18 protein-coding genes, 5 tRNA genes and 3 pseudogenes are annotated in these 22,091 nt (G+C 65.7%); 13 read left to right on the top strand and 13 right to left on the bottom strand.

What is annotated here, in order from left to right; genetic code table 11:
• Positions 1-7: 7 nt before the first annotated feature.
• From ACSJDS_RS05735 to ACSJDS_RS05710, 6 genes and pseudogenes are all read right to left on the bottom strand, one after another.
• Positions 8-1,929: pseudogene (locus ACSJDS_RS05735) on the bottom strand (PrkA family serine protein kinase).
• A gap of 295 nt (positions 1,930-2,224) precedes the next feature.
• Positions 2,225-2,854 carry a hypothetical protein gene (locus tag ACSJDS_RS05730; RefSeq protein ID WP_473032437.1) on the bottom strand — a complete coding sequence of 210 codons (630 nt, stop codon included), beginning with the start codon at positions 2,852-2,854 and terminating at the stop codon, positions 2,225-2,227.
• A gap of 126 nt (positions 2,855-2,980) precedes the next feature.
• Positions 2,981-3,964 (bottom strand): hypothetical protein, encoded by a 984-nt coding sequence (locus tag ACSJDS_RS05725; RefSeq protein ID WP_473032436.1) that lies wholly within the window; start codon positions 3,962-3,964, stop codon positions 2,981-2,983.
• A gap of 157 nt (positions 3,965-4,121) precedes the next feature.
• Positions 4,122-5,216 carry a WD40 repeat domain-containing protein gene (locus ACSJDS_RS05720; protein ID WP_473032434.1) on the bottom strand — a complete coding sequence of 365 codons (1,095 nt, stop codon included), beginning with the start codon at positions 5,214-5,216 and terminating at the stop codon, positions 4,122-4,124.
• 67 nt (positions 5,217-5,283) lie between these two features.
• Complete coding sequence (locus tag ACSJDS_RS05715; RefSeq protein ID WP_473032433.1) at positions 5,284-5,550, bottom strand: hypothetical protein; 267 nt, start codon at positions 5,548-5,550, stop codon at positions 5,284-5,286.
• A complete protein-coding gene (locus ACSJDS_RS05710; protein ID WP_473032432.1) occupies positions 5,493-6,248 on the bottom strand; it encodes a hypothetical protein in 756 nt (251 codons plus the stop codon). Before ACSJDS_RS05710 ends, ACSJDS_RS05715 begins: the two co-directional genes overlap by 58 nt.
• A 315-nt stretch (positions 6,249-6,563) precedes the next feature.
• Here ACSJDS_RS05710 and ACSJDS_RS05705 point away from each other — a divergent pair, with 315 nt between their 5' ends.
• Genes ACSJDS_RS05705 through ACSJDS_RS05695 form a run of 3 tightly spaced genes read left to right on the top strand, consistent with a single transcriptional unit; the run spans position 6,564 to position 9,486 of the window.
• Positions 6,564-7,073, top strand: coding sequence for a putative pterin-binding protein (locus ACSJDS_RS05705; RefSeq protein WP_473032431.1), 510 nt, complete (start codon positions 6,564-6,566; stop codon positions 7,071-7,073).
• Entirely contained in the window at positions 7,070-8,413 is a 1,344-nt protein-coding gene (locus tag ACSJDS_RS05700; protein WP_473032430.1) for a sensor histidine kinase, read from the top strand. The genes ACSJDS_RS05705 and ACSJDS_RS05700 overlap by 4 nt, the downstream gene beginning before the upstream one ends.
• The gene (locus ACSJDS_RS05695) at positions 8,410-9,486 is read left to right on the top strand and encodes a response regulator (RefSeq protein WP_473032429.1); all 1,077 of its coding nucleotides are present in this window, start codon (positions 8,410-8,412) and stop codon (positions 9,484-9,486) included. Before ACSJDS_RS05700 ends, ACSJDS_RS05695 begins: the two co-directional genes overlap by 4 nt.
• 12 nt (positions 9,487-9,498) lie before the next feature.
• Here the strand turns inward: ACSJDS_RS05695 and ACSJDS_RS05690 are convergent, their stop codons facing one another.
• The 7 genes from ACSJDS_RS05690 to ACSJDS_RS05660 form a co-directional block, all read right to left on the bottom strand.
• Positions 9,499-11,508 (bottom strand): FAD-dependent oxidoreductase, encoded by a 2,010-nt coding sequence (locus ACSJDS_RS05690; protein ID WP_473032428.1) that lies wholly within the window; start codon positions 11,506-11,508, stop codon positions 9,499-9,501.
• Between the two features lie 304 nt (positions 11,509-11,812).
• Positions 11,813-11,889 (bottom strand) — tRNA-Asp (locus ACSJDS_RS05685).
• A 3-nt stretch (positions 11,890-11,892) separates the two neighbouring features.
• Positions 11,893-11,969: transfer RNA gene (locus ACSJDS_RS05680), tRNA-Val, on the bottom strand.
• Between the two features lie 50 nt (positions 11,970-12,019).
• A tRNA-Asp gene (locus ACSJDS_RS05675) sits at positions 12,020-12,096 on the bottom strand.
• Between the two features lie 28 nt (positions 12,097-12,124).
• Positions 12,125-12,201, bottom strand: a tRNA-Asp gene (locus ACSJDS_RS05670).
• Between the two features lie 40 nt (positions 12,202-12,241).
• Positions 12,242-12,317: transfer RNA gene (locus ACSJDS_RS05665), tRNA-Val, on the bottom strand.
• A gap of 42 nt (positions 12,318-12,359) precedes the next feature.
• Complete coding sequence (locus ACSJDS_RS05660) at positions 12,360-13,088, bottom strand: alpha/beta family hydrolase (protein WP_473032427.1); 729 nt, start codon at positions 13,086-13,088, stop codon at positions 12,360-12,362.
• A gap of 164 nt (positions 13,089-13,252) precedes the next feature.
• On the opposite strand from ACSJDS_RS05660, the gene ccoN reads away from it, so the two are divergent.
• From ccoN to ACSJDS_RS05610, 10 genes and pseudogenes are all read left to right on the top strand, one after another.
• On the top strand, positions 13,253-14,677 hold the full coding sequence (ccoN, locus tag ACSJDS_RS05655) for a cytochrome-c oxidase, cbb3-type subunit I (protein ID WP_473032426.1): 1,425 nt from the start codon (positions 13,253-13,255) through the stop codon (positions 14,675-14,677).
• A 22-nt stretch (positions 14,678-14,699) separates the two neighbouring features.
• Entirely contained in the window at positions 14,700-15,308 is a 609-nt protein-coding gene (ccoO, locus tag ACSJDS_RS05650; protein ID WP_473032425.1) for a cytochrome-c oxidase, cbb3-type subunit II, read from the top strand.
• A 2-nt stretch (positions 15,309-15,310) separates the two neighbouring features.
• Positions 15,311-15,553 (top strand): cbb3-type cytochrome oxidase subunit 3, encoded by a 243-nt coding sequence (locus ACSJDS_RS05645; RefSeq protein WP_473032424.1) that lies wholly within the window; start codon positions 15,311-15,313, stop codon positions 15,551-15,553.
• Positions 15,550-16,479, top strand: a complete 930-nt coding sequence (gene ccoP / locus ACSJDS_RS05640) for a cytochrome-c oxidase, cbb3-type subunit III (protein WP_473032423.1) — start codon at positions 15,550-15,552, stop codon at positions 16,477-16,479. Before ACSJDS_RS05645 ends, ccoP begins: the two co-directional genes overlap by 4 nt.
• Positions 16,480-16,606: 127 nt before the next feature.
• Positions 16,607-17,535 (top strand): annotated as a pseudogene (gene ccoG / locus ACSJDS_RS05635) (cytochrome c oxidase accessory protein CcoG); the annotation flags it as partial.
• 15 nt (positions 17,536-17,550) lie between these two features.
• Complete coding sequence (locus tag ACSJDS_RS05630) at positions 17,551-18,045, top strand: FixG Ig-like domain-containing protein (RefSeq protein ID WP_473034980.1); 495 nt, start codon at positions 17,551-17,553, stop codon at positions 18,043-18,045.
• A gap of 2 nt (positions 18,046-18,047) precedes the next feature.
• Entirely contained in the window at positions 18,048-18,566 is a 519-nt protein-coding gene (locus ACSJDS_RS05625) for a FixH family protein (RefSeq protein WP_473032422.1), read from the top strand.
• Positions 18,567-18,593: 27 nt separating this feature from the next.
• Entirely contained in the window at positions 18,594-21,092 is a 2,499-nt protein-coding gene (locus ACSJDS_RS05620; RefSeq protein WP_473032421.1) for a heavy metal translocating P-type ATPase, read from the top strand.
• Positions 21,089-21,322 carry a cbb3-type cytochrome oxidase assembly protein CcoS gene (gene ccoS, locus ACSJDS_RS05615; RefSeq protein WP_473032420.1) on the top strand — a complete coding sequence of 78 codons (234 nt, stop codon included), beginning with the start codon at positions 21,089-21,091 and terminating at the stop codon, positions 21,320-21,322. Before ACSJDS_RS05620 ends, ccoS begins: the two co-directional genes overlap by 4 nt.
• Positions 21,322-22,021, top strand: a pseudogene (locus ACSJDS_RS05610) (sulfite exporter TauE/SafE family protein). Before ccoS ends, ACSJDS_RS05610 begins: the two are co-directional and overlap by 1 nt.
• Positions 22,022-22,091 lie beyond the last annotated feature (70 nt).

Raw genomic sequence — 22,091 nt, 5'->3', positions numbered from 1 at the left:
GCGGCCGTTACTGCGATTTGCGCACCCGCAGGTACCACTCGGACAGCAGCCGCACCTGCTTTTCGGTGTAACCACGATCCTTCATGCGTGCCACGAAGTCCTCGTGCTTCTTCTGATCCGCCGTGGACGCCTTGGCGTTGAAGGAGATCACCGGCAGCAGCTCCTCGGTGTTAGCGAACATCTTGTGCTCGATCACACCGCGCAGCTTCTCGTAGGACTGCCAGCTGGGGTTCATGCCGTTGTTCTGGGCACGCGCCCGCAGCACGAAGTTGACCACCTCGTGGCGGAAGTCCTTGGGATTGGAGATGCCGGCCGGCTTCTCGATCTTTTCCAGCTCCTCGTTGAGGGCCTGGCGGTTGAACAGCTCGCCGGTCTCGGGATCGCGGTACTCCTGATCCTGAATCCAGAAATCAGCGTAGGTAACATAGCGGTCGAAGATATTCTGGCCGTACTCGGAGTAGGACTCGAGATAGGCGGTCTGAATCTCCTTGCCGATGAAGTCCACGTAGCGCGGTGCCAGGAACTCCTTGATAAAGCGGAGGTAGCGCTCGAAGGTCTCACGCGGCAGCTGCTCCTGCTCGAGACGCTGCTCAAGGACATAGAGCAGGTGCACCGGGTTGGCGGCCACCTCGTGATTGTCGAAGTTGAACACCTTGGAGAGGATCTTGAAGGCGAAACGGGTGGAGAGCCCGTCCATCCCCTCGTCGACCCCCGCCGCATCGCGATACTCCTGGATCGACTTGGCCTTGGGATCGGTATCTTTGAGGTTCTCACCGTCATAGACGCGCATCTTGGAATAGATGCTGGAGTTCTCCGGTTCCTTGAGCCGCGAGAGCACCGAGAACTGGGCCAGCATCCGCAGGGTATCCGGCGCACAAGGTGCCTGGTTGAGCGAGGAGTGCTCGAGCAGCTTCTGGTAGATCTTGATCTCCTCGGTGACCCGCAGGCAGTAGGGCACCTTGACGATATAGACCCGGTCGAGGAAGGCCTCGTTGTTGCGGTTGTTACGGAAGGTCTGCCACTCGCTTTCGTTGGAGTGGGCCAGCACCACGCCTTCGAAGGGAATCGCCCCCATGCCCTCGGTGGGGTTGTAGTTGCCCTCCTGGGTCGCGGTCAGCAGCGGATGCAGCACCTTGATCGGTGCCTTGAACATCTCGATGAACTCCATCAGCCCCTGGTTGGCCTTGCACAGCCCACCGGAGAAACTGTAGGCGTCGGGATCGTCCTGGGAGTAGAGCTCGAGCTGGCGGATGTCGACCTTGCCCACCAGGGAGGAGATATCCTGGTTGTTCTCATCGCCCGGCTCGGTCTTGGAGATAGCGATCTGATTGAGCCGCGAGGGGTAAAGCCTGACCACCCGGAACTGGGAGATGTCGCCACCGTATTCCTGAAGCCGCTTGGCCGCCCAGGGCGACATCACGCTCTTCAGGTAGCGACTCGGAATATGGAACTCCTTCTCGAGCAGCTCACCGTCCTCCTCGGGGGAGAAGAGTCCCAGCGGCGACTCGAAGACCGGCGAGCCCTTGATGGCATAGAAGGGAATGCGCTCCATCAGCAGCTTGAGACGCTCGGCGAGGGACGACTTGCCCCCCCGACCGGCCCCAGCAGGTAGAGGATCTGCTTGCGCTCCTCCAACCCCTGGGCAGCATGACGGAAGTAGGCCACGATCTGCTCGATGGCCTCCTCCATGCCGTAGAACTCGGAAAAAGCCGGGTAGCGACGGATCACCTTGTTGGAGAAGATCCTCGAGAGCCGCGAATCCTTCGCCGTGTCGATCACCTCGGGCTCGCCGATGGCCTTGAGCATGCGCTCGGCGGCGCTGGCATAGGCCATGGGATCCTCGCGACACAGCTCCAGGTACTCCTGCAGGCTCATTTCCTCCTGCCGGACCCGTTCGTAGCGATTCTGCACATGATCGAAGATGCTCATCGAAGCCTCCTGTTTGCCCGCCCCTTCAGCCATCGAGACACCGCATGGCCTCCGTGGGTTACCCATCAGCCTAGACAGCATCAGCCAATGGCGGTCTGCGAGCTATCAACGCAAGGAACATGTACCCATGAGAACGCGGGGAGCAGGCAGGGTTCGATCAGCAGCAGGAGAGCCATTAAACGCTGCAAGGACGCTTGGCTTAGGCCCTTCGACGTACCCAAGGAAGCGTAACGGCCCCGGGTCAGGGGGCCGTCACGCCGGTTCGTCGGGCCGGTTTCGGGTCAACCAGGAGGGATCAGCGCGCGGCCTGCTCACGCACGGCCGCCAGGTCCCAGGCGCTCAGCAGCTCCACCGCGACGTCCTGGGAGGCGAGGTTCTGGCCCTTCACCTGCATGAGAATGCGACCATCGAGTAGTAGGGTCGCCTCGACCCGGGAGCGATCGGGCTCCCACTTGACGATGGCCGACTCGCGGCCCAGGCGCACTCGCTCCATGTTGGGCTGCGCGGCAATCAGTGCCGGGTTGCTGAACATCGCCGCCATGCCCTGCACCATCGGATTGTCGATCATCAGGGAGGCCTCGAGCTGGGCATTGCCGTCCTGCTCACGATACTGACGCTGCAGCATGGTGCCGCCCGCACCGCCCAGCATGGCCGCCGCACCGCCGCCGGCCGACTCCACCTCCCCAGCCGTCCAGCCATCCGGCGCATCGGGGAAAGTCGCGCCGATTCGCCCCGACATCAGCTTGCGGATATCGTTGATGGCAAATTCCAGCTCGGTGATGGCCGCACCGTACTCCTCTTCCTGATAGAGCTCGAGCCCCAACTCTATCTGCTCGATGACCTCGTCCTGGGCCTGGACGGCCATCGGCCAAAGCAGTGCCGCCCCCAGGGCGGCAACGCCCAACCGGCTACGAAGGATTCCCATGGTCTGCTTCCCCATTTGTTGGTATTGAGATCAAGATAACTCACTGCTCGAATTCGAGCCCCTCGAGGTCCCCAGACAGGCTTACCTCGTCCTCTCCAGCTGCCTGAAACGCCAGCTCGGCTTTCATCACCCGGCGCTGCCGGTGGAAACGGCATCCTTCTGCTGGCCACCGGCCTCCTTGGCGCGCTCCTTGAGTTTGCGAAACGGCTTCGACATGCCATCGAGCTTGGCCTCCCACTCCGGGTCGGGCTGCTGGCCTTCAATGGTCTTGAAATAGGCCTGCATCAGGCAGGTGATGGCGAAGGGCTCGAGCAGCGCCACTTTGACGCTCCAGGCGAACAGCAGCGCCACGATCACACCGGTCGCCGACCAGCCGCCGGGGATCAGGTAGGCCACCAGGGCGGCCGGTGCCAGCATCACCAGGAACACGACAAAGGAGAGTCCGTAGACGATCAGCGCCAGCCAGGCGGCGTTCTTGAGCATCGGCTTGTAGTTCTGCCCATAGAGCACCAGCGCCTCACGGGAGGAGGCCCAGGCATTGTCGGAGCGGGTGCGAATGCAGTAGGCCAGGATCACCTCGTCGATGAAGCCCACGGCAATGCGCAGGAACATCTCGATCAACCGAACGAACTGGCGGGCCCCGGGAATCGGCAGCAGACGAAACACGCCGCGAGCCAGCCCGGTCAGGGTCTTCAATACCCCTTTGATCAGCTGGTCGACACCGAACAGCAGGCTGGCCTGACCGAAGCGCTCCTTGACCACGGTGGCGGCATGGTCGATCTGGCCCCGTCCTTCGGGCAGCGGCTGCTTGTCGAGCAGCTCCACCAGTACGGCGATATGGCCGGCCTTGACCATATAGAGCAGGTACTCGCGCAGCACGTACATGATGGCGCCGACGATGCCGAAGCCTACGACGCCGCCCCAGAAGGTGGAGGCGGCACGAAAACCCTCGTCACCGAAGCCGCCGATCCCCCAGCCGACGCCGGCACCGACGCCGGTCATCAGCACATAGGCCAAGGCCACGCCGAAATAGACGGCCAGGCGGAAAAGAATGAAGGGCAGTGTCTTGGCCATCAGTCCTAGCGACTGACCGATCCGAAAGTCCCACATGGGTCCCCCTATCGCATGAAAAGATACACAGATAGCAACAGCCTAGACGTGTCTCAGCCTCACGGCCCCCTTCATTCGAACGGGGGCGTGAGGCCAGCCATCTGGGCCGGACATGGTGTGTCGGCCGCCACCCCCTATCGAGGCGCCGCCATGCTCGTTAATAGCAGAGCTCGGTAGTCCACTCATCTGACTCAGTGGGCCCGCGACGGCACTGGTGCTTGCGCTCCACCCGAGTCAGCTCCCAGCGGCCATCCTCGAGCGGCTCGAAGGTGAGTCGATAGCGCCAGGCCCGTGAGGCATCGTCCTTCAGGTTGCTCAGGGTGAGCATCACGCGCACCTCCCCCGAGTCCAGCATCCACTGCTCGATCTGCTCCTCGGTCACGGGGTTGGGCAGCTCCCGGCTGTAGTGCTTCCGGGCCAGGGTCACGGGATCGCGCGCGGTAGTCTCTCCGGGCAGGTCGAGGACGAGATAGTCCGCTTCGTCCCCGCTGCTCTGATCCACAGCGGCGACATCGGCAGTCGCTGCGGCCTGCCAAATGCGCAGAATTGGGGAGGGATAAGTCGGCGGCTGGCCGGCCCAGGCCAGGCGGGTGCCCTCCTCGCTCACGGCAAGGGCGGTTGGCGGTCCCTGCCGGGGCATGGGCAGCTCAGGCGCCGCCGCCTCGGCATCCCCCGGAGGCAGCAGCTCACCGGGAAAGCGCTCTGCCCGCTCCAGCAGCTCGCCCGTCTCCAGAGAGTAACGCTGAACGTCCCGGCCGCAGGCGGCCCAGACGCTCTCTCCATCGGCCGTAAAGGCGACCTCGCGACACCCCTGGCTACCCGCCAGGGCGTGCAGCGCCTCCCCCGTGTCCGGGTCCCAAAGCTTGAGCGACGCCTTGGGGATCACGCCGGGGTTCCAGCTGGTGCTCGCCAGAACGCTGCCATCGGGGCTGAAGGCCAGGCCAGTGACCGGGAGCGGCCAGTCCACTTCCGGAGAGCGATGGCCATCCAGCTGCTGTTTCAGCCTGCCGGTGGCCGTCTCCCACACCTTCAGGGACGACTCGCTGCCGCTCGCCAGAAGGGCGCCATCGGAGGAGAACGCCAACTGCTCGACGCTCGACTCCAGCTCGAACTCATGCTGCATCTCGGCGGCTGCCCAGTCGGCCGAGCCACCGCCCAGTGCCAGGGCCGGCAGCAATGCCGATATGCCCAGCACAAGCGCGCGGCAGGCCGACGGGCAACGGGACATGACGGCGTGGCGCCAGTAAAACATTGTCGATACCTCCTCTTGCCGTGCTTTTATGCGTCCGTCCGGAGCCTGCTATATGTGGCATAAGTGGTTACGGGCTCCCCTGGCTGCCTGGCGACGCCACCGGCTCGGGGTCTTCGGCCTCCATGCGCAGATAGGCTTCCAGCTCGCCGCGGATCTCCGGGACGATGTCATCGGCGTGGGTTATCCGCATGTAAAAGATCGAGAAGTAGATCACCTTGACCGAGGCGGCCATGCGCTCCAGCACCACGCTGAACAGCTTGGCGATCCACAGGGCGATCAGAATGGGCAGGGCCGTGATGGGCAGGGTGTCCGGCAGCGGCCCGGCACCGGCCATCGCCGTGCCCGCCAGGGGTCCCCCAGGTAGTAGGGTGACTGGGGATCGCCCACCCAGATGCCGATCAGCAAGCCCACCAGCACCATCAGGACGTAGATCGGGAACATGATGGTGCCCACGGCCCGAGCCGCCACGTCGATCCCGAACACCCCGGCCAGGGTCTCGGGCACGTTCTCCTTGAGTCGCTTCATGCGCGATACGCTCTCGCGAATGCCGTAGCCGTCGATGACCACCGAGGGCAGCAGATAGTGGTTGACCAGGTCCCACACCTCACGGAGCCCTTTCAGCAATATCGCCATCAGCACGCCAACGCGACCGATACGCAGCGCCCAGCTCAAGGCCCCGTTGAACACCATCTCGAACAGCGCGATGAGCCGGCTGGCCCCCTTGAACCCCTTGACCCTGGCCTTGGCTTCCGACGCCGTGCGCCGATGACCTTGCAGGGCCTCGCTGACCAGCCAGCTCTGCCGGAGCTCCTGACGCACATAATAGAAGTACTTGTAGACGAACATCACAAGGCACAGCAGCAGCGCCGGGGTACCAATGTCACCGTTGTTGACCCACAGGGCGATCATGCTGATGAAGAATAGGCTGGCCATCACCACCCCGTAGACGGACATGCGAATCCAGGGCCTGAGAATCCCCGGGTCGCGGCCCACTAGGGCGAAAGTGTGCTTGAGCAGATAGCCCAGCTGCACAACACGCTCCTTGACAGCGGGCTGTCGAAGTGTCTCAGGTGTCATGTCACCCCCAACCGGAATGGAATCGATGGGCCCACGGCACCACCGCATGCGTGGCCGGCGCAACAACCGGAAAGGCCAGCGTACTCGACGCCAGCCGCCTCGCCGCTCTACCCAATGCACTGGTCATTCTGCATGATCAAGCCTAGTGGATTCATATCAGACTTCCCCCATTCGTTTGAACGGGGACAACCCAGTCTGCCGGTCGGAAGATAGGAGGCACGATATTGGCTATGGTGTGCACGACCCGATCGCATTGCCGAGGAGACCACCATGCTAAAACGCTACCACGCCATACTCACGGGTGTTGTCTGCGGACTGCTGGCTGCCCAAGCGTCCGCCGCGGCCCTACCGGTTCCCGATAGTCCCCCACTGCTGCGCGTCAGCGGGGAGATCGCGCGCACCAATGTCGGTGACGAAGCCCATTTCGATCGCGCTCTGCTGACCGAGCTCCCACGCCAGCGGCTCGATACCTCGACCGTCGTTACCGACGGCGTCAACCGCTTCGAGGGATTTTTGATGCGCGACCTGCTGGAATGGGTCGGTGCCGAAGGTGACACCGCCGTGGCGACGGCGCTCAACGACTATGTCGTCGACATTCCGCTGGATGACTTTCGTGATTTCGATGTCGTGGTGGCTACCCACATGGACGGCGAAGAGCTAACCCCACGCGACAAAGGGCCGCTGTGGATCGTCTATCCCCGCGACGACCACACGGCCCTGCAGGATATCCGCTATGACTACCGCTGGGTCTGGCAGCTGGAGCATCTGGAGATTCAATGAGGTCCTGGCTGCGACATCGACCGCCTTACCTGCTGCCGATGGTTGCCGTGGTCGCCTTCGCTGCCTTTCTCGGCTTTTCGTTGTTGCGCCTGTTTCAGGTGGAGCAGGACATGCGCAGCAATGTCAGCGAGAACATGCTGTGGGTCATCACCCAGGCCCAGGTCGCCAGCCACCGACTCGACGAGGAGGTCCACCGGCGAGTGCTCGGCGACGAGCAGGCACACCCCACGCTGCGCCATGACGTCCTGGCCAGTCGACTGGTTCTACTCGATGAAGGCCCCCAGCGCCGCTACCTCGCCGAGATTGGCTTCGCCGAGGCGGTGGACGAGGCTTTCGAGCAGCTCCAGGCCGTGGAACCGCTGCTCGATGACGTCCAGCCGGGTCGTCTCGAGGCGGCCGATGCCATCTACACGCGGCTCAAGCCGATGATGATATCCCTCAACCGCATCGCCAATGCGGTGATGATCGAAGAGTGGGAAAACACCGGCGAGCGACTGGATCGCCACCGCAGCAGCCTGCTGCAGGTGATTGCCTCGGTGGTGGGCATCCTGCTCAGCGGACTGCTGCTTGCCACCCTGCTGATTGGTGCGATACGTCAGCGTCTGATGGCCCAGCAGTTGGAACGCTCACTGGATCAAGAGCGAGCGCTCAGCGAGTTTTATCGCAGCTTCGCCGCCATGGTGTCGCATCAATTTCGCACGCCCCTGGCGGTGATCGACGCCGGCCTGCAGCGCCTGATCCGACGCGGCGAACGGATGTCGCCAGAGGAGCGGCAGGCGCGTTACGGCCGGGTTCGTGATGCCGTGGGCCAGATGACGCGCCTGGTCGACAACTCGCTGACCACGGCGCGGCTGGATGGCGGCCAGGTAACCGTCACCCCGGCCCGCCACGATCTGCGCCGCATTGCCGAGCAGGTCTGCCGGCTGCAGCAGGAGGCCTCCGGCCAACGGTGCATCGACCTGGAAGGTGTCGCGCAGCTCGCCGTGCGCTGCGACCGTTCGCTGACCGAGCAGATACTGGCCAACCTGATCGCCAACGCCCTGAAGTATTCGCCCGAGGAGACGACGGTCAAGGTCCATCTGGCCCGACACGGCGGAAAAGCCGAATGTTGTATCATCGACGCCGGGATCGGCATTGCCGAGCAGGACCTGCCCCAGCTGTTCGAGCGCTACTTCCGGGCGCGCAACGCCACCTCGTCCCAGGGTATCGGGCTGGGACTGCACATCGCCCGCCAGTTAGCCCGGCTCCAGCATGGCGAAATCAGCGTGCACTCGAGGGAGAACGCCGGCACCACCATGACGCTGACACTACCGCTCGACGACAGGGAGGCCACACCATGAGCGAGACGCCCCTCACCCATGACACGCCGCTGGTACTGCTCGCCGAAGATCACGCTGAGCTGCGCGGCCATATCCGTGACGAGCTGCGCGATGCCGGCTATGCGGTAATCGAAGCCGCCGACGGCGAGGAGGCCGTGGGCCAGATTCACGCCGTGGCACCGGACCTGATCCTGTGCGATATCAACATGCCCGGGCGTAACGGCTATGAGGTGCTGCGCGAGATTCGCGATACCCGCCCCGACCTCGCCGACATGCCCTTCGTGTTCCTGACCGCGCTCTCCGACCCTCGCGATGTCATTGATGGCAAGCGGCTGGGCGCCGACGACTACCTGGTCAAGCCGATCGATTTCGATCTGATGCTGGCCACCCTGGAGGCTCGCCTGCGCCAGGTGCGGCGCATGCGTCGCAAGGCCTCACGGGAGATCGACGAGCTGCGCCAGGCGATGACCGACCTTCGCCATGAAGCCAGCAGCCAGGCATTTTCCGCCGCTACGCGAGCCCTGGACCTGGTGGCTCCGGGCATGGTGCTGCTGGGCCCAGACGGCCAGCTGCTATATGCCAATCGCGCCGCTCGACAGCTGGCCGGAGAAGTCGAGGGACTCGAGGTCACGCACGGCCTGTCGATCAGCAGCGGTACCGACAGCCAGGCACTGCGCCAGACGATACGCGCCACGCTGTCGGCCAGCGATGCCGGTCGGGAGGCCGTGAACTGCCTGCGCTTGGCCCGCCCAGGAAAGCGACGCGCCCTGCTAGTGCTGGCCTGCTCGCTGGGCGACGTCGGCGGCCTTGCCCAGGAGCCGGCCGCCGTCATTCTGCTCGCGGATCCTGAAAAGCGGGCCCGCGTCCCCCAGACGGTGCTCGCCAGCCTGTTCGGGCTGACCCCCACCGAGGCGCGGATCGCGCTGGCCCTGGCGGAGGGGCTGCGCAGCGACGAGATCGCCGAGCAGATGTCGGTATCGAGCACCACGGTTGCCTTTCACCTGCGCAACCTGTTCCAGAAGACCGACACCCATCGCCAGGCCGAACTCATCGCGCTAGTGCTCTCGGGCTCGATGTCGGTCGCCTTGAACTGAGGCAGCCGCCGGTCATAGACCAGCCGCCACCCGGGTGCCCTGCTCGATGGCACGCTTGGCGTCCAGCTCGGCGGCCTCGTCGGCGCCGCCGATCAGGTGCACCGCCACGCCGGCCGAGCGTAACGGCTCGAGCAGATCGCGCACCGGCTCCTGGCCGGCGCAGACCACCACGCTGTCCACCGCCAGCAGCCGCGGTTCGCCGTCGAGGCGAATGTGCAGGCCCTCATCATCGATGCCCATATACTCGCAGCCGGCCAGTGTCTCGACCCCACGGTGCTTGAGCGACGCACGGTGCACCCAGCCAGTGGTCTTGCCAAGCCCCTTGCCGGGCTTGGAGCGTTTGCGCTGCAGCAGGGTGACCTGGCGCGGCGTGTCCGGACGCTGGGGCTCGGTGATACCGCCCCGCCCGGCTACACTCAGATCCACGCCCCATTCGGCACACCAGGCCTGGGTGTCCAGCGCCGGGTGCCCCACATGGGTCAGCAGCTCGGCCACGTCGAAGCCGATGCCACCGGCGCCGATGATCGCCACCCGCCGCCCGACACGCTCGGGGTGCAGGATGGCCATGGGATAGCTCATGACCTTGGGGTGATCGCTGCCAGGCAGCTCCAGCGGTCGCGGGCGAACCCCGCTGGCCAGCACCACCGCGTCGAAGTCCTTGAGCCCATAGACATCCGCCTCGGCGTTGAGGCGCACCGAGACACGGTACTTGTCGAGCATCACCCGGAAGTAGCGCAGCGTCTCGTCGAACTCCTCCTTGCCGGGAATCTGACGCGCCAGGTTGAACTGGCCGCCCAGCTCCGCTGTGCGCTCGAAAAGGGTCACCCGATGACCGCGGCGGGCTGCCGTGACCGCCGCCGCCAGCCCGGCCGGCCCACCACCGACCACGGCCACCTCCTGCGGTGTTTCAGCAGGCTCGATGACGAGCTCGGTTTCGTGGCAGGCCAGGGGGTTGACCAGGCAGGAGGTCAGCTTGCCCTGGAAGGTATGATCCAGACATGCCTGATTGCAGGCGATACAGGTATTGATCTCTTCGTCGCGCCCTTCGGCCGCCTTGCTCACCCAGGCGGGGTCGGCAAGGAAGGGGCGCGCCATGGAGACCATATCGGCATGCCCCTCGGCCAGCACCTTCTCCGCCACCGCCGGCATGTTGATGCGATTGGTGGTGATCAGCGGAATGGAGAGCTCGGCCTTCATGCGCCGGGTCACTTCGGTGAAGGCCGCACGGGGGACGCTGGTGACGATGGTGGGCACCCGGGCCTCGTGCCAGCCGATGCCGGTATTGATCAGGCTGGCGCCGGCGGCCTCGATGGCGCGCCCCAGGGTCACCACCTCCTCCCAGGTACTGCCCTCCTCCACCAGGTCGATCATCGACAGGCGGAAGATAATCAGGAAATCCTCGCCCACCGCCTGGCGGATGCGCGAGACGATCTCGACGGCGAAGCGCATGCGGTTCTCGAAGGGGCCACCCCAGGCATCGCTGCGTCGGTTGGTGCGCAGACACAGGAACTGGTTGATGAGATAGCCTTCCGAGCCCATGACCTCGACGCCGTCGTAGCCGGCCTCCCGGGCCAGGGTCGCACAGCGCACATAGTCATCGATCTGCTGCTCGACCTCGTCCGCGGTCAGTTCACGCGGGCTGAAGGGATTGATCGGCGCCTGGATCGGCGAGGGCGCTACCAGCGCCGGCGAATAGGCGTAGCGCCCGGCATGTAGAATCTGCAGGCAGAGACGCCCCCCCTCGGCGTGGACCGCCTCGACCACCGCGCGATGGTCGGCCACCTGGTCGGGACGCATCAGCGTCGCCGCGCCGTCGAACACCGCGCCCTCGGGGTTGGGGGCGATGCCGCCGGTGACGATCAGCCCCACCCCCTCCCGGGTCCGCTCGGCGTAGAAAGCGGCCAGCCGTGCAAAGCCGTCGGGCGCCTCCTCCAGATTGGTATGCATGGACCCCATCAGCACCCGATTGGGCAGCGTCAGATGGCCCAGGTCGAGCGGTTGGAAAAGATTCGGGTAGCGCACGCCGGATACCTCCTGCTGATCGTGTCACGGTGTCGGACAGACGAAATTCAAACAACTGTATGATAGTCGGCCGCGATGCGCAAAGAGAAAGCACCCTGCCTACCCCTTAGCGGCTATGGGCCTAGCTGCTAAGGACATAGCACCTTGGCGAAGCCGGGACCAGGAAATACGTGATCCGCACCGAGGGTGGGGAGGAGGGAGAAGGCCGCAAAGGATCGGCGGACACATAGAGACACGTGCAGGAGAAGGCACAAAACGAACGACCCGAGCCGTGGGCTCGGGGTCGGAATTCTTACGACTGCGATGGCGGACCGGACGGGACTCGAACCCGCGACCTCCGGCGTGACAGGCCGGCATTCTAACCAACTGAACTACCGGTCCGCGTGGTGGGTGATACCGGATTCGAACCAGTGACCCCCAGCATGTGAGGCTGGTGCTCTAACCAACTGAGCTAATCACCCACGCTACACGCAATTGTCGTACTGCTTATTACCGCATTGCCAAGCCATCGTGGCGGACCGGACGGGACTCGAACCCGCGACCTCCGGCGTGACAGGCCGGCATTCTAACCAACTGAACTACCGGTCCGCAAGACGACTGCGGCAACGGAAACATGTGGCGGACCGGACGGGACTCGAACCCGCGACCTCCGGCGTGACAGGCCGGCATTCTAACCAACTGAACTACCGGTCCGCTGCGTGTTTCCTACGTGATCGGCGCCGCTCGGCGGCGATGGTGGGTGGTACAGGGTTCGAACCTGTGACCCCCAGCTTGTAAGGCTGGTGCTCTCCCAGCTGAGCTAACCACCCCCGGTCACGTGGCGCTGCATTCTACAGGGCCGGCGCCGGTTGTCAACGCCTTTCGCACTCGCCCATGAACGATGCGATCGCCGTGGCCGCCGCCTCGATATGCCCTTGCTGGGTATGTCCCGAGGCGCGCCGCGGCTTCCAGTCATGATCGCCGTCTTCCAGCAGGTGCACGGCCACCGAATCGGGCAGCGCATAGCCTTCGATCTCGTCTCGACTGCCGAAGGGGTCGCGACTGCCCTGCACCACCAGCGTCGGACAGCCGAGCAGCGGCCAGTGGGCCAGGCGCAGGCGTTCCGGCTTGCCCGGCGGATGGAAGGGGTAGCCGCAGAGAATCAGGCCCGGCGCCTGGTCGCGTGCCGCCAGCAGGCTAGCGGCACGCCCCCCCATGGACTTGCCGCCCAGCCAGAGCGGCCCCAGCTTGGAGTGTGTCAGAATGTCGCACCAGGCAGCGAGTTCATCCACCAGGCGATCGATGCGCGGCGGCGGTCGCCGACGCGCCTCCTGCTGCATGCGCTGCATGTAGTCGAACTCGATGGCCAGGGTCTGCACGCCCCGCAGCGCCAGGGCATCGCGCAGCGTCCGCATGAATTCCGACCCCTGCCCAGCGCCCGCCCCGTGGGCAATCAACAGCCTGCCAACGGTGCCGCTGCCCTGCACGTCGAGCGGCCCCATCCCCTCGACTTGCCAGCTCTCGGCCGCTCCGACGCACAGCGACTCCGCCACACGCGCCGGGGGGATTGCGACCCGCTCAAGTCGTGCAAAATTCGACACCCGTCAAACTCCACTATGAGTTTTCACCAATGGCCATGTTTCAGTCTGTCACGTGCCTGCGCTAGAATCCGGGGTGTTTTGACCTGCATCACCTCTACCGGGAGCGACGGCTGCGGCAGGCTGCCACAGTCGCTTCTCGATACCGCGTTCGATGGGAACCTGACATGAGCACAGCATTAGAGCACCCGACCTACAATTACAAGGTAGTTCGGCAGTTTGCGATCATGACAGTGGTGTGGGGCATCGTGGGCATGCTCATCGGTGTCATCCTTGCCGCACAGCTGGTCTGGCCGCAACTCAACCTTAACCTGCCGTGGACGAGCTTCGGCCGTCTGCGACCGCTGCATACCAATGCCGTCATTTTCGCCTTCGGCGGCTCGGCACTCTTTGCCACCTCCTATTATGTCGTGCAGCGCACCTGCCAGACGCGGCTCTTCTCTGACAAGCTGGCGGCCTTTACGTTCTGGGGCTGGCAGGCGGTGATCCTCTCGGCGGTCATCACGCTGCCGCTGGGCTACACCACCACCAAGGAGTACGCCGAGCTGGAGTGGCCGATCAACATCCTGATCGCCGTGGTCTGGGTGAGCTATGCCATCGTCTTCCTGGGCACCATCAAGCTGCGCAAGACCTCTCACATCTACGTGGCCAACTGGTTCTTTGCCGCCTTCATTCTCACCGTGGCGGTGCTGCATATCGTCAACAATGCCGCAATTCCGGTCACCGCCATGTACTCCGTCTCCCTCTACTCAGGCACCATCGACGCCATGGTGCAGTGGTGGTACGGCCACAACGCGGTCGGCTTCTTCCTGACCGCCGGTTTCCTGGGGATGATGTACTACTTCGTGCCCAAGCAGGCGGAGCGCCCGATCTACTCCTACCGCCTGTCGATCGTGCACTTCTGGGCGCTGATCATGATCTACATGTGGGCCGGCCCGCACCACCTGCACTACACGGCCCTGCCCGACTGGGCCCAGTCGCTGGGCATGATCATGTCGATCATCCTGCTGGCGCCCTCCTGGGGCGGCATGATCAACGGCATGATGACCCTCTCCGGCGCCTGGCATAAGCTGCGCACCGACCCGACCCTGCGCTTCTTGGTCGTGGCCCTGGCCTTCTACGGCATGTCCACCTTCGAAGGCCCGATGATGGCGGTGAAAACCGTCAACGCCCTCTCCCACTACACTGACTGGACCATCGGTCACGTGCATGCCGGGGCACTCGGCTGGGTGGCGATGATCACCATCGGCTCCATGTATCACCTGATCCCGCGCCTCTTCGGCCGCACCGAGATGTACTCGGTGGGCATGATCGCCGCGCACTTCTGGCTGTCCACCATCGGCACCGTGCTCTACATCGCTTCGATGTGGGTCAACGGCATCCTCCAGGGCCTGATGTGGCGCGCCATCAATCCGGACGGCACCCTGATGTACACCTTCATGGAGTCGGTCGAGGCCAGCGGTCCCGGCTACATCGTGCGCCTGATCGGCGGCGTCTTCTGGGTCGTGGGCATGCTGATCATGGCCTACAACGTCTTCATGACCATCAAGCGTAGCGAAGCCGCGCGTCAGCCGATTCCGCAGACCGCCTGAGCAACCGGGGATACCGAAACCGATGAAACACGAGATCGTCGAAAAGAACGTGGGCCTGCTCGCCATCCTGATCCTGGTGGTGATCAGTTTCGGCGGCCTGGCCGAGGTCGTGCCGCTGTTCTTCCAGAAGCAGACCACCGAGCCAGTGGACGGCCTGCGCCCGCTCTCCGCGCTGGAACTGGAGGGCCGCGACATCTACCGCCGCGAGGGCTGCGTCGGCTGCCACTCGCAGATGATCCGCCCGTTCCGTGCCGAGACCGAGCGCTACGGCCACTATAGCGTGGCCGGGGAGTTCATCTACGAGCACAACTTCCTGTGGGGCTCCAAGCGCACCGGCCCGGACCTGGCCCGCGTCGGCGGCCGCTATAGCGACGACTGGCACCGCGCCCATATGTACAACCCGCGTGACGTGGTGCCCGGCTCGATCATGCCCGCCTATCCGTGGCTGTTCGAGCGCACCCTCGACGGCGAGGATACGCCCAAGAAGATGCGTGCCCTCAGAGCGCTCGGCGTCCCCTATACCGACGAGGACATCGAGAACGCCACCCGCGAGGTACGCGGCCAGCAGGAGATCACCGCCCTGGTCGCCTACCTGCAGCAGCTGGGCACCGTGCTCGAGGGTACGCGCTGATCATGGATACCGGCACCTTTCGCGGCATCATCACCGGGCTGTTGATCATTGCCTTCCTGGGCATCACCTGGTGGGCCTACTCGAAGCGGCGCAAGCGTGACTTCGACGAGGCGGCCCACCTGATCTTCAACGAGGATGATGAGCGCCCCAACCGTGACCGGAGCGCCTCGACGCCGAACGACTCGGGCGAGGCCGCATCCCCACAAGTCGATTCCCGAGAAGACAAGGGAGACAGGAACGCATGAACAATCTATGGGATGACTCCCTTTCCGGGTTCTGGAGCGCCTGGATCATCGTCCTCACGCTGGGCTCCATCGCCTTCGCCTTCTGGCTGCTGTATGCCAACCGGAAGACCGATAAGCAGCCCGACGCCGAGGGCAACGTCGAGACCACCGGCCACGCCGCCGACGGCATCGAGGAGTACGACAACCCGCTGCCGCGCTGGTGGTTCCAGCTCTACGTGGGCACCGTGGTGTTCTCGCTGGGCTACCTGCTGCTCTATCCCGGCCTTGGTAACTTCGCCGGGCTGTTGGGCTGGACCCAGGAGGGGCAGTGGGAGCGCGAAGTGGCCCGCGCCGAAGAGCGCTTCACGCCGATCTTCGCCCAGTACCAGGAGATTCCGATTCCCGAACTGGCCCGCGACGCCGAGGCGATGCAGGTCGCCGAGCGCATCTATCAGAACAACTGTGCGGTGTGCCACGGCGCCAACGCCCAGGGCGGCTACGGCTTCCCGAATCTGACCAACGACGATTGGCTCTATGGCGGCGAGCCCGAGCAGATCATGACCAGCCTGGTCCAGGGTCGCAGCGGCCTGATGCCCGCCTTCCAGCAGATCGGCGAGACCAACATCGAGAATGTGACCCAGTACGTGCTGGCGCTCTCGGACCTGCCCCACGATGAGGAGCGAGCCGAGCAGGGCGCTTCGGTCTATGCCTCGGTGTGCGCCGCCTGCCACCTGCCCGACGGCACCGGCAACCAGGCCCTGGGGGCACCGAACCTCACCAACGACATCTGGCTCTATCAGGCACCGGGCCAGAGCGTGGCGGACTCCGTGCGCCAGACCCTGCGTAACGGGCGCAATGGTCACATGCCGGCTCAGGAGGCCTACATCGGCGAGGAGCGCGTCCACCTGGTGGCCGCCTACGTCTACAGCCTACGTTTCCGCGACTGAACCGCCGGCCGCGAGAAAGGGTGCGACCTCGGGTCGCGCCCTTTCGCTTTGTGATGCCCCCTCGATACAATGACCCGACCGCACTGCTCCCCTTCAGCGGGCCCTCCTCGCCCGCCACGAGATCGCCATGAGTGACAAGATACCAACCCACGATGTGACCCCGGATCCCGTGGGCCATCATTCTCCGCGCGAGACGGTACAGCAGGAGATGTACGCCAAGCGGCGCCATATCTATGTGCGCGAGATCAAGGGCCTCTTCCAGCGCCTGCGTCGGGGCAGCAACTGGGTCTTGATGCTGGCGTTCTTCGGGCTGCCCTGGGTGCAGTGGGGCGACCGGCCGCTGATCTGGTTCGACCTGCCGGGACGGGAGTTCCACCTCTTTGCCGCCACCTTCTACCCCCAGGAGTTCGTGCTGCTCTCCTGGCTGTTGATCATCTGTGCCTTCGGGCTGTTCTTCATTACCGTTTTCGCCGGCCGGGTCTGGTGCGGCTACACCTGCCCCCAGAGCGTCTGGACCTTTCTCTACATCTGGGTCGAGCACCGCCTGGAAGGCTCGCGCAACCGGCGCATCAAACTCGACCAGCAGCCGATGAGCGTCGACAAGGCCTGGCGCAAGGGCGCCAAGCATCTCATCTGGCTGGCCATCGCCCTGGCTACCGGGGTGACGTTCGTCGGCTACTTCACGCCGATTCGCCAGCTGGTCATCGACCTGCCCACCCTCCAGGCCCACGGCTGGTCCTACTTCTGGGTCGGCTTCTTCCTGGTGTTCACCTATCTCAATGCCGGCTGGCTGCGCGAGCAGGTATGCATCTACATGTGCCCCTATGCCCGCTTCCAGGGGGTGATGTTCGACGCCGATACGCTGATCGTCTCCTACGACGCGGCCCGGGCGAACCCCGCGGGCCGCGCAAGCGCAGCCTCGGCCACGCGCAGGCCCGAGAAGCGGGCTACGGCGACTGCATCGACTGCGATCTCTGCGTCCAGGTCTGCCCCACCGGCATCGACATCCGCGACGGCCTGCAGTACGAATGCATCACCTGTGCCGCCTGCATCGACGCCTGTGACAGCGTGATGGACAAGATGGGCTATCCCCGCGGCTTGATTCGCTACACCACGGAAAATGCCCTGGAAGGCAAGCCCACGCACATCCTGCGCCCGCGCCTGCTAGGCTATCTGGCCGCCCTGGTGGTGATGATCGGCATGTTCGTCTGGGCCGTCGCCGACCGCACCCCGCTGGGCGTGGAGATCGAGCGCGAGCGCGGCCAGCTGTTCCAGATGACCCGCGAGGGCCGCATCAGCAACGTCTATACCCTAACGGTGCGCAACCTCGACCGGGAAGACCACGTCTTCCGCCTCGAGATCAGCGGACTGCCAGGCCTGGAGCTCGACACCGACAGCCTCAGCGTGCCGGCGGGCAGCTCTCGCACCCGGGTCATCCAGATCACCGCCGACCCGGCGGTGCTCGAAGTGCCCAGCCACCCCATTCAGCTGCAGGTCACCTCGCAGCACGACGAACGCGTCGCCCTAGAACGTGATACCCGCTTCATCGGTGAAGCCCGGAGATAACCATGACCCCCCTGATCCCCACCCCCTGGTACAAGCAATTCTGGCCGTGGTTCCTGCTCGGCCTGTTGTTCACCTCGATCTTCGGCAGTTCGACCCTGGCCGTGATGGCCGTGCGCACGGCCGACGGCATGGTCCAGGAGGACTACTATGAGCACGGCCGCGCCATCAACATGGTGCTGGCCAAACAGCAGCGCGCCCACGAGCTTAACCTCTCGGCGACGGTGCGCATCGACCCGATGACCAGCGACATCGTCGTCCAGCTCGACGGCGACGACCGGCCCGACCGCCTCTATCTCGAGCTGATCTTCCCCACCCAGGACAATCGCGACCAGACCCTCACCCTCGAGCACGTTCGCGAGGGCCGCTACCTGGGCCAGGCGCCGGACAACCTGCGCTACCGCTGGTACCTGCAGCTCCACCCTACCGACGAGACCCCCGAGTGGCGGATCGTCGGCGAGGGTCGCTTCCCCAGTGACGATGACTTCGCGCTGACCCCGGGCATCGCCGATCGCCGCAGCTGACGCCGCCGCGCCAGACCACAGGACGCCATGACCGACGCCGCCATCAGCGCCAGCCCCGACAGTTACCTGGACTGCTACCACTGTGGAAGCCGAGTGCCCGACGGCGCCCCCTGGTCGATCACCCTCGACGAGACCCGCCATCCGCTCTGCTGCCCCGGCTGCGAGGCGGTAGCCCACGCCATCGTCGACGGTGGCCTGTCGAGCTACTACCGCTTTCGCACCGAGCTGCCCGAGCGCCCTGACGACCGCGAAGCGGCCCGCACCGAGACCTGGGCGGTGTTCGACGACCCGGGCCTGCAGCGTCAGTTCGTGCATCCGGAAGGCGACAGCGACCGGGTCCACGCCACTCTGGCGGTGGACGGCATCACCTGCGCGGCCTGCGCCTGGCTGATCGAGCATCGCCTCAACGCCGTGCCGGGCGTCGACTCCAGTGCGGTCAACCTCAGCCACCACCGGGTGCGGGTGAGCTGGGACCCCGAGGCGGTAAAGCTGTCGCGCATCCTCGCCGAGCTGGCCGCCATCGGCTACCAGGCGCAGCCCTACGAGCCCGACGAAGCCCAGGCGCGTCTCCAGCGCGAGGAGCGCATGAACGTGCGCCGCCTGATCGTCGCGGCAGTGGGCATGGCCCAGGTGATGATGTTCTCCATCCCCATCTACGTGGCCGGCCCCGAGGGGATCAGCAAGGACTTCCATGCCCTCTTCCACTGGCTCTCCTTCGCCCTGGCCACCCCCGTGGTGTTCTTCTCGGCAGCGCCCTTCTTTCGCAACGCCATTCGCGATCTGCGCACTCGGGTGCTGGGGATGGATGTGCCGGTCTCGCTGGCCATCGGCTTCGCCTACGCCGCCAGCGGCTACGCGGTGATCACCGGCAAAGGGGAGGTCTACTTCGACTCCGCGGCCATGTTCACCTTCTTTCTGCTGTTCGGCCGCTATGTGGAGGCCCGTGCCAGGCGGCGCAGCGGCCATAGTGGCAACGCCTTGGCCGGCGCCCTACCGCTCTCGGCGACCCGTCTCACCGAGGCGGGCGAGGAGCGCATCCTGCCCGCCAGCGAGCTCGCCGCCGGCGATCGTATCCTGGTCAAGGCCGGTCACGGGGTGCCCGCCGACGGCGTCATCGAGGACGGCGAGTCGAGCCTCGACGAATCGATGCTCACCGGCGAGTACCTGCCGGTCACTCGGCGTGCCGGCGACACCGTCACCGGCGGCAGCCAGAACATCGAGAGCCCGCTGGTGGTGCGGGTGACCCATGCCGGGCGCGACGCTCGGGTGGCCGGAATCGTCGACCTCACCGACCGCGCCTTCGCCAGCCGTCCGCGCCTGGCGCAGCTGGCCGCGCGCATGGCTCACCTCTTCGTATTGCGCCTGCTGCTGGTCACCGCCGTGGTCACCCTCACCTGGTGGTTCATCGACCCGGCGCGAATGCCCTGGATCATGCTCTCGGTGCTGGTGGTCACCTGTCCCTGCGCCCTGGCGCTGGCCACCCCCACCGCCCTGACCGCCGGCCACGGCCAGCTGCGCCGTCGCGGCGTGCTGGTGACCCGCGCCGACGCCATCGAGGCACTCTCCCAGGTGGACCGGGTCATCTTCGACAAGACCGGCACGCTGACCCGCGGCGAGATGGCGCTCGTGGAGACCCGGGCCCTGGGCGAGCTCGACGCCAAGCGCGCCCGCACCCTGGCGGCCGCCCTGGAAGCGCGCTCCGAGCACCCCATCGCACGGGCCTTCCGCCCCTTCCGCCTGGCCACGGTAGCCGCCACCGACGTGACCAGCCGCACCGGCCAGGGCCTGGAAGGCATCCTGGAGGGCCGCCGCTGGCGGCTCGGCAGGCCCGGCTTCGCCGCCCCCGACGCCGGCCTCGAGGCGCCCGGCGACGGCCAGTGGCTGCTGCTGGCCGAGGAGGGCGAACCGCGGGCCTGGTTCGCCCTGCAGGATGACGTACGGGAAGACGCCGACGAAACCGTGACGGCGCTGCGAGCCCTGGGCCTGGAGGTGGAGCTGCTCTCCGGCGATACGCCCGGCGCCGCCGGAGCGCTGGCCCAGCGCCTGGGTATCGCCAGCTGGCGCGGCGGCGCCACGCCCGAGGACAAGCTGGCGCGCATCCGCGAGCGTCAGGCCGCCGGTGAGAAGGTGGCCATGATCGGCGACGGCATCAACGACGTCCCGGTGCTGGCCGGCGCCGACGTGGCCATCGCCATGAACGGCGCCACCGACCTGGCCCGCACCAGCGCCGACGCCATCCTGCTCAGCCCGCGCCTGTCACGGATCGTCGAGGCCATCGAGATCAGTCGCGCCACCCGGCGGGTGATGCGTCAGAACATGATCTGGTCGGTGTGCTACAACTTCTCCGCCATGCCGATCGCCGCCATGGGCTTCGTGCCGCCGTGGCTGGCGGCCATGGGCATGTCGGCCAGCTCCCTGGTGGTGGTGGGCAACGCCCTGCGCCTCAACCGTTTTCGCAGTCGCGCCGTACCGGCAGCAGCGCCCCTGCCCACGCCCTCCTCCGAACCGACACGGGTGAACGCATGAGCATTCTCTACCTGCTGATTCCGCTATCGCTGATACTGCTGGGCCTGGCCGTCTGGGCCTTCTTCTGGGCGGTCAAGCACGATCAGTTCGAGGATCTGGAGGGGCCAGCCCACCGCATCCTCTTCGACGAGGACGACAACGACCTGCCCCCCGAACAGCGCCGCCAACGCCGCGACGCCGGCGACAAGCCAGACGTCGCCGAGCCTCGCGACGACGACGAGCCACGCTGATGGATCCTACCGGTCTCGATCTGCCACCGCTCGCCGCGGCTTTCGTCTTCGGGCTGCTGGGGGCGCCCACTGCATTGGCATGTGCGGCGGCATCATGAGCGCCCTGACCTTCGCCGTGCCGCCCAGCATGCGCTCCCCGGCCGCCTCACCGGCCTGCTGCTGGGCTACAACCTGGGACGCATCGCCAGCTACATGATCGCCGGCGCCCTGGTGGCCGGCCTCGGCACCCTGCTGACCCTGACGCCGGCCAGCCGAGTGGCGCTGCAGCTGTTCGCCGCGGTGATGCTGATCCTGATGGCGCTGTATATCGCCGACTGGTGGAAGGGGCTGCTGCGACTGGAAGCCCTGGGCAAGCGGCTATGGCGCCACCTGGAGCCCCTGGGCCGCCGGCTGATGCCGGTCGTGAAGGTGCCGCAGGCGGTGGGGCTGGGCGCCGTCTGGGGCTGGCTACCCTGCGGCCTGGTCTACTCGATGCTGGCCTGGAGCCTGGCCATGGCCGACCCACTGCGCGGCGCGACGCTGATGGCCGCCTTCGGCCTGGGCACTCTCCCGGCGCTGCTCGCCACCGGTCTGGCGGCGCGCCAGCTCGCCGGGCTGATCCGCCACCCCGCCACCCGCACGCTGGCCGCGCTCTCGATCATCGCCTTCGCCCTCTGGCAGCTCGGCGGGGCACTGCTGCCGACCCATGGCGGGCACTGATCCCGGCGACCATTGGCGCTTCGCTTGACGCAGCTCAATCCACTGTGGTTCAGGGCCCGCTAGCATGAGA

The sequence above is a fragment of the Halomonas sp. SL18_1 genome, from assembly GCF_055755715.1.
Note: the sequence above shows the minus strand (reverse complement) of the source record. Positions and strands in the feature narration are given on the sequence as shown.